The following is a 12,814-nucleotide window of genomic DNA, read 5'->3' as shown; positions in this document are numbered from 1 at the left end:
CTTGAAGCCGGAAGTAAAAGCCCGCGACATCGCGGGCTTTTTTGTGATTGCAGCGAATTCACAACAACAGAGCCGACGGCTGAAGCGTTGGGATTCGTAAAACTCATCCCAACCTACGCTCCACTTACAGCTGAAAGCTTACGGCTTACAGCTCCCCGAAGGGGGTGTAAAAACGCATAAAGTAATACCCGCTCAGGCCCACGCCAAAGGCGACAATGGCCCAGGCCAGCAGTTTGGGCCGAATCCATTCCAGCACTCTGGCGCCCAGCTTGCCGCCGAGCAGATAGCCCAGCGCCAGCAGCAAGGCCTCATGCCAGTACACCAGCCCCGACAATGAATAGACAACGATGGTGGCGCCGCTCGCCAGCATCGACAGATACAGCTTGATGGCGTGCTGCTGCAGGCTGGTGCCCATGCGCAGCTGACCCATCAGCGCCATCAGCAAGACTCCCAGACCACCGCCAAAAAAGCCACCGTAAAAGCTGCCACTTAACAGCACCGGCCAGGCCTTCGGTTTCATGGCAAGGGGGCCTTCAAAGCCCTTGCTGCTGAGCAGCTGCCGGCCGTAAAGCAGGCTCACCCCCAGCAACAGCCAGGGCACCAGATAATTAAAGTGGTCGGCATGAAACCGGGTCAGGGCAAAGGCACCCAGGCCACCGCCGGCCAGGCCAATCACGGTCAGCGCCAGCAGCGGTCCGCCCCGCAGGCGCTTGCGCATGCCCCAGAAGGCGCTGACATAACCAGGCCAGGACGCCACGCTGGCGGTGGCCACGGCACCGGTGCTGGGAATGCCCGCTCCCAGCAGTGCCGGCAAAGTAAAAAACAGACCGCCACCGGCAAGCGCATTGACCACGCCGGCCAGCAGGGACCAACCCAGAAGTTCAAACATGATGATGTCCGTGAAAAAATCGTGTGCAGGAAAGTCAGGCAAAGCGAACGCTTACCTTTTAACGCACAATAATAACACAGATTGTGTACAATCGATGAAAAACTACCACCCCTTTAACCCGCCGCCAAATACTTCCCTCAAGGTGGCCATTATCGCCGCACTTCATTAGAATATGGCGTCATTTTAACGGCCGATTCTGCTATGCAACCTATCGAACTTATTGTCGGGCTGGCCAATCCCGGCCCGGAATATGCCCAGACCCGTCATAACGCCGGCGCCTGGTATGTGGCCGAACTGGCCCGCCTGCACGGTGCCCAGCTCAAGGAAGAAGGCAAATTCTTCGGCTGGACCGGCCGCCTGCGTATTGCCGGACGGGACGTGCGCCTGCTGATCCCGGCCACCTTTATGAACCGCTCGGGCAAGGCGGTGGCGGCCCTGGCCAACTTTTACCAGATCCCGCCCGAGTCGATTCTGGTGGCCCACGACGAGCTGGACCTGCCCCCGGGCACCGCCCGATTCAAGCAGGGCGGTGGCCACGGCGGTCACAACGGTCTGCGCGACATCATCAGTTGCCTGGGCAACAACAAGGACTTTTACCGGCTGCGGCTGGGCATCGGTCATCCGGGCGACAAGTCCCGGGTCGCCGGTTTTGTGCTGACCAGGGCGCCGGCCGCCGAGCAGACTCTGCTCGACGCCACCGTGGACGAAGCCACCCGCGCCACCGATATTTTATTCAGTGACGGCATGGTCAGGGCAATGAACCGCCTGCATGCCTTCAACGCCGATTCCACCAAGTAATTTCAGGACACCATCATGGGTTTTAAATGCGGTATTGTGGGTCTGCCCAACGTGGGCAAATCCACCCTGTTCAACGCACTGACCAAGGCCGGCATCGAAGCCGCCAACTTCCCCTTCTGCACCATTGAGCCGAACACCGGCGTGGTGCCGGTGCCGGACAAGCGCCTCGACGCCCTGGCCGAGATCGTCAACCCCCAGCGGGTGCTGCCCACCACCATGGAATTTGTGGACATCGCCGGTCTGGTGGCGGGTGCCTCCAAGGGTGAAGGTCTGGGCAACAAGTTTCTGGCCAACATTCGCGAAACCGACGCCATCGGTCACGTGGTGCGCTGCTTTGAAAACGACAACATCGTGCACGTGGCCGGCCAGGTGTCGCCCAAGGATGACATTGAGGTGATTAACACCGAACTGGCTCTGGCGGATCTGGACACCTGCGAGCGCGCCATTCAGCGCAACGCCAAAAAGGCCAAGGGCGGCGACAAGGACGCCAAGTTCGAGATCACCGTACTGGAAAAACTGCTGCCGGTGCTGGAAGAAGCCAAAGTACTGCGCAGCGTGGAGCTGACCAAAGAAGAAAAGGCGGCCATCGACTACCTGAACTTCCTCACCATCAAGCCCACCATGTACATTGCCAACGTCAATGAAGACGGCTTTGAGGACAACCCCTACCTGGCCCAGGTGGAAGCCATTGCCGCCGCCGAAAACGCCATCGTGGTGCCGGTGTGTGCCGCCATGGAGTCGGAAATTGCCGAGCTGGATGCGGAAGAAGCCGCCGAGTTCATGGCCGACATGGGTCTGGAAGAGCCGGGCCTGAACCGGGTGATCCGCGCCGGTTACGAGCTGCTCAACCTGCAGACCTACTTCACCGCCGGGGTGAAGGAAGTGCGTGCCTGGACCATTCCCGTGGGTGCCACCGCCCCCCAGGCCGCCGGCAAGATCCACACCGACTTTGAAAAGGGCTTTATTCGCGCCCAGACCATAGGTTATGAGGACTACATCACCTACAAGGGTGAGCAGGGGGCCAAGGAAGCGGGCAAGATGCGCTCCGAGGGCAAGGACTACATCGTCAAAGACGGCGATGTGATGAACTTCCTGTTTAACGTTTAAGCCTTAAGCCTCTCAAAGGGAATGGGGAGCAGGGAATAGGGAATGGCCTAATCCCTAATCCCTAATCCCTAATCCCTAATCCCTAATCCCTAATCCCCAAATGCTGTTAATCTCACCGGGTTTTGTATAGTCTCCAGACAACCCGTTCAGTTTGTGGCCAGGCAGTATGTGAAGGGCAATTTTTTACGGAAAAACGGTTGACGCTGTCGGCCCGGATACGCATAATGCGCCCCGTTCGGTGACGGAAGGTCATCAACAAGCAGTGGCTATGTAGCTCAGTTGGTTAGAGCACATCACTCATAATGATGGGGTCGCAGGTTCGAATCCCGCCATAGCCACCATTGCTGGGGTATCGCCAAGCGGTAAGGCAGCGGGTTTTGATCTCGCCATTCCCAGGTTCGAATCCTGGTACCCCAGCCATTTTCTAAAAGTGGCTGATATCGAAAAATTTGTTATCATCCATTTGCTGTTGGGGTATCGCCAAGCGGTAAGGCAGCGGGTTTTGATCTCGCCATTCCCAGGTTCGAATCCTGGTACCCCAGCCATTTTACTAAGGCACGCAACACATTCGTGTCGAAACATTGAGGCGACTCAATGCTTTATGTGGCTATGTAGCTCAGTTGGTTAGAGCACATCACTCATAATGATGGGGTCGCAGGTTCGAATCCCGCCATAGCCACCACTCTTTTAGCGGGAGTGGCGAAATTGGTAGACGCACCAGATTTAGGTTCTGGCGCCGCAAGGTGTGCGAGTTCAAGTCTCGCCTCCCGCACCATTCAAGACAATTGGGGTATCGCCAAGCGGTAAGGCAGCGGGTTTTGATCTCGCCATTCCCAGGTTCGAATCCTGGTACCCCAGCCATATCAAGCAAAAAGCCGACCATTGGGTCGGCTTTTTGCTTTTTGGATGCTCGAAAAACGTGAGGGGGGAGGAGTGAGGGGTCCCCTCCTCACGCTTTACCCCTCACTCCTCACCTACAGCCCCATGGCGTATTTCATGACCTGCTTTTTCAGCGGTCCGCTGTGCTCGGCAGCCTTGAACCCCAGATTGCGCAGCAGCTTCAGCGGCGCCAGCTCGTTGCTGAACGCCTGATAGAACACATCCATGGCGCCCTGCATCAGCAGGTTGTCGGGACGGCGACGCCGTTCAAAACGCTTCAGCAGCTCAAATGCGGCAATATCCTCGCCTCGCTCCACCGCTTGGTGAATAAGATCGTTGAGCACCGCCACGTCCTTGAACCCCAGGTTCACCCCCTGCCCTGCCAGCGGGTTGATGGTGTGGGCGGCATCGCCGAGCAGCACCACACTTCCCTTGACGTACTGGTTGGCATGACGCCGGCGCAGCGGAAAGTGCCCCTTGTTCAGCACCCGCACCGGACCGAGGCGGGGCGGGAAGTGTGCCGTAATCTCTCGCTCCAGGGCCTCGTTGTTCATGGCCGCCAGCTGCTCGATGCGCGCCTTGCCGTCGTACCACACCAGTGAGGCCTTGCCGTTGCCCAGGGGCAGCAGGGCGCGGGGGCCGGATGCACAGAACTGCTGCCAGGTGATGTCCTGCTCAAGCCTCTCGCCTTCCACGCTTATCAGCATGCATTGCTGGGCGTAATCCCAGGCGGTGACGCCAATGCCGGCCAGTTGCCGCATCCGGGACTCGGCGCCGTCACAGGCCAGCACCAGCCGCGTCTGCAGCTGGCTGCCGTCCTTAAGGGTGAGCAGGGCGCCCTGGTCGTTTTGCGCAAGGGTATCGAGCTCGCGCGGACAATCGATGCTCACATTGTGCCACTGCTCAAGCACCTGCCACAGACCGAGCTGAATGACCCGGTTTTCCAGCATGTAGCCCAGATACTCACAGTCCAGCTCTTTGGCGCTGAACGTGGTGGCAAAGCCTTGCCATTCACTGGCTTCCAGCCTTTGATAAGGCCAGGCGCGCATGCCGGCAATCGCGTCCCAGGCACCGGCCTGCTGCAACAGCCGCACCGAGGCGGCGCTCACCGAGGAAATGCGCAGATCAAAGGGCTGTTCGGGGGAAAATGCCTGCGGCTGCCGGCTTTCCAGCACTTGAATGGTCAGCCCGCTGGGCGCCAGCAGAGCCGCCGCCAGGGCGCCCACCATGCCACCGCCAATAATGGCAATATCGCATTGTTGCATTGTCCAACCTCCGGATTTTTCGACCATTCTACCCCAATTCCCCCGCTTTCGCCGGGGCCAATTTACCCACTTGGCGCCCCCTTGTGGCTGGATATTATCTGGTCACTCAGCGGAGAAAGGAGTAGAATGCCCGGTCCAAAACGCACGACCCATAGCAGTAATCAGAGCGCCATGAGCAAAAAACTTCATATCAAGACCTGGGGCTGTCAGATGAACGAATACGATTCATCCAAGATGGCCGATCTGCTGGATGCCAGCCACGGCTACCAGCTCACCGAAGAAGCGGAGCAGGCCGACGTGCTGCTGCTCAACACCTGCTCCATTCGCGAGAAGGCCCAGGAGAAGGTCTTTCATCAGCTCGGCCGCTGGCGTCCGCTCAAGGAAGCCAATCCCAAGCTGGTGATCGGTGTGGGCGGCTGCGTGGCCTCACAGGAAGGCGACGCCATTCGCGCCCGCGCGCCCTTTGTGGACATCGTCTTTGGCCCGCAGACCCTGCACCGGCTGCCGGCGATGATTAAGTCCGTGCTGGAAGGCCGTGGCGCTCAGGTAGACGTGGAATTTCCCGAAATCGAGAAGTTTGACAACCTGCCCGAGCCAAAGGCCGAAGGCGCCACCGCCTTTGTCTCCATCATGGAAGGCTGCTCCAAATACTGCTCCTTCTGCGTGGTGCCCTACACCCGCGGCGAAGAAGTCAGCCGCCCGCTGGATGACGTGCTCTATGAAATCGCCCAGCTTGCCGAGCAGGGCGTGCGCGAAGTCAACCTGCTGGGCCAGAACGTCAACGCCTACCGGGGCGAGACCCATGACGGCGAGATCTGCACCTTTGCCGAGCTGCTGCGCCTGGTGGCCGCCATCGACGGCATCGACCGCATTCGCTACACCACCAGCCACCCCATCGAGTTCACCGACGACATCATTGAGGTGTACAAGGACACCCCCGAGGTGGTCAGCTTCCTGCACCTGCCGGTGCAGAGCGGCTCGGATCGCATTCTCACCCTGATGAAGCGTCCGCACACCGCCCTGGAATACAAGTCCAAGATCCGTCGCCTGCGCGCCGCCCGTCCCGACATCACCATCAGCTCCGACTTTATCGTGGGCTTTCCCGGTGAAGAGGCCGATGACTTTGAAAAGACCATGAAACTGATTGAAGACGTGGGCTTTGACATGAGCTTCAGCTTTATTTACAGCCCCCGTCCGGGCACCCCGGCCGCCGATCTGCCCGACGATATTTCCATGGAAGAGAAAAAGGAACGCCTGTACCGGCTGCAGAACACCATCAACAATCAGGCCCAGCTGATCAGCCGGCAGATGCTCGGCTCCACCCAGCGCATTCTGGTGGAAGGCCCGTCCAAGCTGAATCCCATGGAGCTGCGCGGCCGCACCGAGAACAACCGGGTGGTGAACTTTGAAGGCCCCCATCATCTGATTGGCGGCTTCGCCGACGTGGAGATCACCGAGGTGATGCCCCACAGCCTGCGCGGTAAATTCCTGCGCGGCGAGGATGAAATGGATCTGCGCACCCAGGTATCGCCCCAAAGCATTCTGGCCCGCCGCCCCGACGGCGTGCCCGACGACAGCGGCGTAGCCACTTTTACCCCTTAACAGCAGCTGTAAGCTATCAGCTTTAAGCTGTAAGACAGACAGCATTGACTGCCATCGCCGGGCTTCGTTCAAACCACAAAACCATATTCAGTTATGGTGACGAACAAGCCCGGTGTTGCAATCAGGCTACCGATACGACTCCAACAGGAGTATGTTTGTTTTTGGCTTCAAGCTTACGGCTTACAGCTTGAAGCTTTTTTGGCAACAGGAGTTACCTTGACAGCCAACGTCACTCATCTGGAACTGGAACTGCAACCCGCCGACGGCCAGCGCGTGGCCAGCCTGTGCGGCCCCGTTGACGACAACATCAAGCAACTGGAGCGCCGTCTGGGGGTGGAGATCAACCACCAGAACGAACACTTTCAGATTGTCGGCCCCGAGCGCCTGGTTCAGGTGGCCAGCGACATTCTCACCCGCCTCTACGTAGACACCCAGTCCATCAAGGGCCAGGCCGTGCCCGATATCACCCCCGAACAGGTGCATCTGGCGATCAAGGAAAGCCGGGTACTGGAGCAGGACGAGGAAGAAGCCGACAGCGGCTATCGCTACGGCAAGGAAGTGGTGATCAAGACCAAGCGGGGCCTTATCAAGCCGCGCAGCCCCAATCAGGCTCATTATGTGGCCCATATTCTCAGCCACGACATCACCTTTGGCATTGGCCCGGCGGGCACCGGCAAAACCTACCTGGCGGTGGCGGCGGCGGTGGACGCCCTGGAGCGCCAGGAAATTCGTCGCATACTGCTGACCCGACCGGCGGTGGAAGCGGGCGAGAAGCTTGGCTTTCTGCCCGGGGATCTGAGCCAGAAGGTCGACCCCTACCTGCGCCCCCTATACGACGCCCTGTTTGAAATGCTGGGCTTTGAGCGGGTGGAAAAGCTCATTGAGCGCAACGTCATCGAGGTGGCCCCGCTGGCCTATATGCGCGGCCGCACCCTGAACGATGCCTTTATCATTCTCGATGAAAGCCAGAACACCACGGTGGAGCAGATGAAGATGTTCCTCACCCGTATCGGCTTTAACTCCAAGGCGGTGATCACCGGTGACATCACCCAGATCGATCTGCCCCGCAACGCCCGCTCCGGCCTGCGCCACGCCATTGAGGTGCTGGGGGGTGTGGAAGGGCTGTCGTTCAATTTCTTCCGTGCCGAAGACGTGGTCCGCCACCCGGTAGTAGCCCGCATCGTGCGCGCCTATGAAGCCTTTGACGAGGCCCAGAAGCAGCAGAAGGAACAAAAGCGGCAGGCCTCTCCGTCCGCCGAGGAGCCCGACGCATGACCCTCTGGCTGGATCTGCAACTCGCCTGCGATGAGGCCCCCGGCCTGCCCACCGAGCAGGATTTTGAAACCTGGCTTACCGCCGCCCTCAAGGGCGAGCGGGATGAGGCCGAGGTCACCGTACGCCTGGTGGACGAAGCCGAAAGTCAGGCCCTTAACCGGGACTATCGCGGCAAGGACAAACCCACCAATGTGCTGTCGTTTCCCTTTGAAGCCCCCCCCGGTGTGGAGTTGCCGCTGCTGGGCGATCTGGTGATCTGCCGGCAGGTGGTGGAGCGGGAAGCGGCCGAGCAAAATAAACCGCTGCAGGCCCACTGGGCCCACATGGTGGTACACGGCTGCTTGCATTTGCTCGGTTTTGACCATATTAAGGATGAGGAAGCCGAAGTGATGGAGGCCAGAGAGATTGCCATTCTGGCCGGGCTGGGCATGGACAACCCCTATCAAGACGACGACGAAGGTTAATCAGTGAACGACGACAATTCACACTCAGACAACGGTTCGTCCGCAAAGAAAAACTGGCTTGAGCGACTCGGTCAGATGTTTCAGGGCGAACCGAAGAACCGGGAAGAGCTGGTAGAAGTGATCATGGACGCGGGTGAACGGGATCTTATCGATCAGGACACCAAGGACATGATTGAAGGCGTGCTGGAAGTGAGCGAACTGCGGGTGCGCGATATCATGATCCCCCGCTCCCAGATGGTGACGGTGGAAAAGTCCCAGCCGGTCTCCAGCTTTCTGCCCATGATCATCGAGTCAACCCACTCCCGCTTTCCGGTGGTCAACGAAGACAAGGATCATATCGAAGGCATACTGCTGGCCAAGGATCTGCTGCCCTACGGCTTTGGCCTCACCGAAGAAGACTTCTCCATCGACAAGGTGCTGCGCCCGGCGGTGGTAGTGCCCGAAAGCAAGCGCCTCGACAAGCTGCTCAAGGAATTCCGGGAAGAGCGCTATCACATGGCCATTGTGGTGGACGAGTTCGGCGGCGTGTCGGGCCTGGTCACCATCGAAGACATTCTCGAGCTCATTGTGGGTGATATCGAAGACGAGTACGACGCCGAGGAAAGCGCCGAAATCCGTCAGATCAGCAAGCGGGTGTATTCGGTGGCCGCGCTCACCGACATCGAGGATTTCAACGACTTCTTTCACACCGAGTTCAGCGACGAAGAGGCCGACACCGTGGGCGGCATGGTGATGCACGCCTTTGGCCACCTGCCCGGCAAGGGCGAACAGGTGGAGCTGGGTGGCTTTGTGTTCAAGGTGGCCCACGCCGACCGTCGACGGCTGCTGCAGTTACAGGTTAAGATACCCGACAATCAGGAAACCTCCTCGTCGGAGCCGGTATAAGTGCGTAAATTGCTGCCATTGTTCGGGGCCCTGCTGTGCGGGGCCCTTGGCGTTCTGGCCTTCAGTCCGTTTGATCTCTGGCCGCTGGCGCTGGTGTCGCTGGCTGGTCTGTTCGCCGTCACCCATCACTGTGCCCCCGGCCCCGCCGCCGTCCGTGGCTTTGCCTGGAGCCTGGGCCTTTATCTGCCCGGCCTGTGGTGGATCCACAACAGCATGACCCTGTTCGGCGGCCTGCCGCTGCCGGTGGCCTTTGTGCTGGTGGCCCTGCTCGCCGCCTACCTCAGCCTCTATACCTCCCTCGCCCTGTGGCTGGCCCACCGTTTTGTGGCCTCGCCTCAGGCACGGCTGCTGTGGGTGCTGCCGGTGCTGCTGATCGGCGCCGACTGGCTGCGGGGCTGGGTGCTCACCGGCTTTCCCTGGCTGTGGTTCGGCTACAGCCAGCTGGATGGTCCGCTGGCGGGGCTGGCGCCCATCTTTGGCGTGCAGGGCATCAGCTGGTTACTGACCTTGTCTGCCGCTGCCCTGTGGCGACTGACAACCGGACTGCGCTGGCGCGCCGCCGCCTTTGCCGGCGTGCTCTGGGCCCTGGGCGTAGCCAGCCAGCAACTGCAATGGGTATCGCCAACCGAAACCCTGCGGGTGGCCCTGGTGCAGGGCAATATCGAACAGTCGCTGAAGTGGATTCCCGGTCAGCTGGAGCACAGTCTCAAACGCTACCTGGAGCTGACCCGGCCGGCACAGCAGGCCGATCTGGTGATCTGGCCCGAATCGGCGCTGCCGGCCTCGGAGCAGCAACTGGCCCCCTGGCTGGAGCAGGTCGACAAACTGATGGCGGAACGCAATCAGTCGCTGATCACTGGCCTGGTGTCCCGCCCCGCCCAGGGCGAGGTGTATAACGCCGTGATCGGTCTGGGCAGCGGCACCTATCAGCCCGGTCAGGGCAACCGCTATTACAAGCAGCAACTGGTGCCCATCGGCGAGTTCGTGCCCTTTGGCGACTGGCTGCGGCCGCTGGCGCCCTTCTTTAACCTGCCCATGTCGTCCTTTGCCCGGGGTGACGCCGGCCAGGCGGATATTCATGCCGCCGGCCGGGATCTGAGTGTGGCCATCTGCTATGAAGTGGCCTTTCCGGGGCTGGTGCGCGCCAACATGAAACCGGGCACCGATTACCTGCTGACGGTCTCGAACGATACCTGGTTTGGCCGCTCCATCGGCCCCTGGCAGCACCAGCAAATCGCCCGCATGCGCGCCCTGGAGCTGGGCCGGCCGATGATCCGCGCCACCAATAACGGCGTGACCCTGGTGACCGATGAAAAAGGCCGCATGACCGCCAGCCTGCCCCAGTTCGAGAAAGGCGTGCTCACCGCCGAGGTTACCGGCATGACCGGGCTCACCCCCTACGCCCGCTTTGGCAATCTGCCGCTGCTGGCGCTACTGGGACTGAGCCTGCTGATTGCGAGCCGCTGCCGCCAGCCGGCGGTGCGGCCGTTAATGGCCAGGCGGCAGTTGTTTAAATAAGGCAGAGGCGGCTCAGAAGCCGCTTTCTCGGATCAGCACCGCCAGTACCCTGCGCAGTTGGTGCCACAGCCAGCTGCGCGATTCTCCCTCCACACTTGCCACTCCGGGTAAACGGGCATTCGCCCCGGGCTCCCCGGCCCCTTCTTCCAGACTGAGAGATACCCGGTAGAGCCCTTCCTCCGGTACCAGTCGCTCTTCTGTGGTGGCGCGAACGGCAATGGGGCCGCCGTATTCCGAGCCCAGCTCGGCGTAAGGCAGCACCGGAACGGCACTGATGTCCACCTCACGAACCCTGACCGGCAAGGCCGCCATGCCGGGGCGATCGGCAATAAAGCTCCCCTGACTGCCCGCCCCGATAAGATGCAGATATTGCTCACCGACATAGCCTTCCAGCTTAAGGTTTTCCGGATCCGCCAGCGACAACAGCGGCATATCGTCTCCCACCCAGACACCCGCATGCCAGCGCGGAAGCCGGGTTACCCGCCCGGCAAAAGGCGCATGAATGGTCAGCCGGGCTGCACGGGCCTGCAGTCCGGCCCGTTGCTCCTGCAAACGCCGCTGCTGCTGCTCAATAATGGCAAGCGCCGCCTTTTCCCGGGCCGAGCTGCCACTGCGATCCAGCAACAACTGCACCAGACGCAGCTCTTCCTCTGCCTGCTGCAGCTCAAAATTCAGCTGTTCGGAGTCCAGCCGCAATAGCGGTTGTCCGGCCGTCACGCTTTCCCCTGGCTGCACCAGCACCTCGGCAATCACCGCCGGCTCAGGCGCAAACAGGGTCTGCTCGCTTTGCGCCTGCAGAATGGCGGGCACAGACACGGTGACCCGCATCGGCACCAGGCTCAGCAGCAAGAATCCCCCCGCCAGCCCCCAGCACAACAAACGGCCGCCATTCAGCGCACAATCAGCCCGCCTTTTCCACCACATGCCGACTTCCCTCCAGACTGGCAGCACAATAAACCAGAGTATTTCCACCGCAAACAACACCAGCCCCAGCACCTTGAAAAACAGGTGATAAACCAGCAGGGCAATGCCCAGAAACAAAAAGAACCGATACACCCAGGTCGCCCAGGCATAGGCCACCATAAACCGCGCCCGGCCCCGAGGCTGAGGCTCGGGCAGCGGATCATCCAGCCCCAGCAGCAACCGACGCAGCCGCCAGCGACCAAAGGCAAAGGCCCGCTGCTGCAGGTTTTCCATTCCCAGCCAGTCGGAAAAGGCATAGTAGCCATCGAAACGCAGAAACGGGCTGATGTTCACCAGTACCGAGGTCACCCAGCTGGTGGTGGCCACAAAAAAGGCGGCACTGCGTAGGGGCCCATCGGGCAGCAGGCTCCACAGAAAGGTCGCCAGCAGGGCAAGGTAAAGCTCGGTACGTACCCCGGCGGTCACAATCCGCAGCCGCGCCGACCGGGATCTCAGCCGCCAGGCGTCGGTGGTGTCCGTATACAGCACGGGAAACATCACCAGCAACGCCACCCCCATGGAGGCCACCCGGCACCCCTGACGCTTGGCGGCAAAGGCGTGTCCCAGCTCATGGGCACTCTTGACCACCGCCAGAGTCAGGCCGTACAGAACGAGCCCTTCAAGGGTGAAGAAATGCAGAAAAGTGGACCAGAAGCTGTCCCACTGGCGCACCACCAGCACCACTCCGAGCATTCCCAGCAACAGCAACAGGTAATGGGTGGCGGGGGCAAACAACCAGCCCAGCCGGGGCGTCCAGCGATTCAGCCAGGGATCCGGCCGCAATAATGGCAGCCGGACAAACAGGTAATGATGGATAAGCCAGCGCCAGAACCCGAGCAACTGAGCGGTATATTGCTGATAAAGCCGCCCGGACGCCTCGACACTGCGGGACTCCACCAGGTGGTTGGCCACCATAAAGTCGATAAAGGCCGCCAGCTCTTTCGGCTCATAGTCCTGTCCCTGGGCTTTCAGGCGCAGCAGAAAATCCTCCGCACTCAAGCCGGCCTGCCAGTGCCTGACCAGATACAGGGCCTCGGCCGACAGGGCAAAGTAACGGTTGCGCAGGGCATCAAACAACAGCCAGCGTGGTGCGCCATTTTCATCGGGCGACCCCGGCAGCAGACGCAGATTCTGGCGCAGGGCCGGTAACAGAGTTGCCTCCGTCATGG

The 12,814-nt window shown here is 60.5% G+C and carries 10 protein-coding genes and 6 tRNA genes; 13 read left to right on the top strand and 3 right to left on the bottom strand.

What is annotated here, in order from left to right:
- Nucleotides 1–145: 145 nt before the first annotated feature.
- Nucleotides 146–889 (bottom strand): TSUP family transporter, encoded by a 744-nt coding sequence (locus tag DA373_RS06875; RefSeq protein ID WP_107851667.1) that lies wholly within the window; start codon nt 887–889, stop codon nt 146–148.
- A gap of 201 nt (nt 890–1,090) precedes the next feature.
- Between DA373_RS06875 and pth the strand changes: the two genes are divergently transcribed.
- From pth to DA373_RS06835, 8 genes are all read left to right on the top strand, one after another.
- Nucleotides 1,091–1,687, top strand: a complete 597-nt coding sequence (pth, locus tag DA373_RS06870; protein ID WP_107851581.1) for an aminoacyl-tRNA hydrolase — start codon at nt 1,091–1,093, stop codon at nt 1,685–1,687.
- A gap of 15 nt (nt 1,688–1,702) precedes the next feature.
- On the top strand, nt 1,703–2,794 hold the full coding sequence (gene ychF / locus DA373_RS06865) for a redox-regulated ATPase YchF (RefSeq protein ID WP_107851580.1): 1,092 nt from the start codon (nt 1,703–1,705) through the stop codon (nt 2,792–2,794).
- Nucleotides 2,795–3,058: 264 nt separating this feature from the next.
- Nucleotides 3,059–3,135: transfer RNA gene (locus tag DA373_RS06860), tRNA-Met, on the top strand.
- Between the two features lie 4 nt (nt 3,136–3,139).
- Nucleotides 3,140–3,214 (top strand) — tRNA-Gln (locus DA373_RS06855).
- Between the two features lie 50 nt (nt 3,215–3,264).
- Nucleotides 3,265–3,339, top strand: a tRNA-Gln gene (locus DA373_RS06850).
- A 60-nt stretch (nt 3,340–3,399) separates the two neighbouring features.
- Nucleotides 3,400–3,476, top strand: a tRNA-Met gene (locus DA373_RS06845).
- 8 nt (nt 3,477–3,484) lie between these two features.
- A tRNA-Leu gene (locus tag DA373_RS06840) sits at nt 3,485–3,569 on the top strand.
- Nucleotides 3,570–3,580: 11 nt separating this feature from the next.
- A tRNA-Gln gene (locus DA373_RS06835) sits at nt 3,581–3,655 on the top strand.
- A gap of 113 nt (nt 3,656–3,768) precedes the next feature.
- Here the strand turns inward: DA373_RS06835 and DA373_RS06830 are convergent.
- Nucleotides 3,769–4,938 carry an FAD-dependent monooxygenase gene (locus tag DA373_RS06830; RefSeq protein ID WP_107851579.1) on the bottom strand — a complete coding sequence of 390 codons (1,170 nt, stop codon included), beginning with the start codon at nt 4,936–4,938 and terminating at the stop codon, nt 3,769–3,771.
- A gap of 171 nt (nt 4,939–5,109) precedes the next feature.
- On the opposite strand from DA373_RS06830, the gene miaB reads away from it, so the two are divergent.
- The 5 genes from miaB (at nt 5,110) to lnt (ending at nt 10,682) form a co-directional block, all read left to right on the top strand.
- Nucleotides 5,110–6,540 carry a tRNA (N6-isopentenyl adenosine(37)-C2)-methylthiotransferase MiaB gene (miaB, locus tag DA373_RS06825; RefSeq protein ID WP_107851578.1) on the top strand — a complete coding sequence of 477 codons (1,431 nt, stop codon included), beginning with the start codon at nt 5,110–5,112 and terminating at the stop codon, nt 6,538–6,540.
- 216 nt (nt 6,541–6,756) lie between these two features.
- The gene (locus DA373_RS06820) at nt 6,757–7,815 is read left to right on the top strand and encodes a PhoH family protein (protein WP_107851577.1); all 1,059 of its coding nucleotides are present in this window, start codon (nt 6,757–6,759) and stop codon (nt 7,813–7,815) included.
- The gene (gene ybeY, locus DA373_RS06815; protein ID WP_107851576.1) at nt 7,812–8,279 is read left to right on the top strand and encodes an rRNA maturation RNase YbeY; all 468 of its coding nucleotides are present in this window, start codon (nt 7,812–7,814) and stop codon (nt 8,277–8,279) included. Before DA373_RS06820 ends, ybeY begins: the two co-directional genes overlap by 4 nt.
- A 3-nt stretch (nt 8,280–8,282) precedes the next feature.
- Nucleotides 8,283–9,164 carry a CNNM family magnesium/cobalt transport protein CorC gene (corC, locus tag DA373_RS06810; protein ID WP_107851575.1) on the top strand — a complete coding sequence of 294 codons (882 nt, stop codon included), beginning with the start codon at nt 8,283–8,285 and terminating at the stop codon, nt 9,162–9,164.
- Nucleotides 9,165–10,682 carry an apolipoprotein N-acyltransferase gene (lnt, locus tag DA373_RS06805; RefSeq protein ID WP_107851574.1) on the top strand — a complete coding sequence of 506 codons (1,518 nt, stop codon included), beginning with the start codon at nt 9,165–9,167 and terminating at the stop codon, nt 10,680–10,682.
- A gap of 12 nt (nt 10,683–10,694) precedes the next feature.
- Here the strand turns inward: lnt and DA373_RS06800 are convergent, their stop codons facing one another.
- Nucleotides 10,695–12,812 (bottom strand): efflux RND transporter periplasmic adaptor subunit, encoded by a 2,118-nt coding sequence (locus DA373_RS06800; protein ID WP_107851573.1) that lies wholly within the window; start codon nt 12,810–12,812, stop codon nt 10,695–10,697.
- Nucleotides 12,813–12,814: the final 2 nt, after the last annotated feature.

This window comes from Oceanimonas marisflavi (assembly GCF_003049725.1).
In the GTDB taxonomy this organism is placed as follows: Bacteria; Pseudomonadota; Gammaproteobacteria; order Enterobacterales; family Aeromonadaceae; genus Oceanimonas; species Oceanimonas marisflavi.
The sequence above is the reverse complement of the archived record's forward strand: the minus strand, read 5'-3'. Positions and strand labels throughout refer to the sequence as shown.

What these genes read in the sequence shown, in the direction of transcription:
- DA373_RS06875 (WP_107851667.1), bottom strand. Translation starts at nt 889, where the DNA reads ATGTTTGAACTTCTGGGTTGGTCCCTGCTGGCCGGCGTGGTCAATGCG.
- pth (WP_107851581.1), top strand. Translation starts at nt 1,091, where the DNA reads ATGCAACCTATCGAACTTATTGTCGGGCTGGCCAATCCCGGCCCGGAA.
- ychF (WP_107851580.1), top strand. Translation starts at nt 1,703, where the DNA reads ATGGGTTTTAAATGCGGTATTGTGGGTCTGCCCAACGTGGGCAAATCC.
- DA373_RS06830 (WP_107851579.1), bottom strand. Translation starts at nt 4,938, where the DNA reads ATGCAACAATGCGATATTGCCATTATTGGCGGTGGCATGGTGGGCGCC.
- miaB (WP_107851578.1), top strand. Translation starts at nt 5,110, where the DNA reads ATGAGCAAAAAACTTCATATCAAGACCTGGGGCTGTCAGATGAACGAA.
- ybeY (WP_107851576.1), top strand. Translation starts at nt 7,812, where the DNA reads ATGACCCTCTGGCTGGATCTGCAACTCGCCTGCGATGAGGCCCCCGGC.
- DA373_RS06800 (WP_107851573.1), bottom strand. Translation starts at nt 12,812, where the DNA reads ATGACGGAGGCAACTCTGTTACCGGCCCTGCGCCAGAATCTGCGTCTG.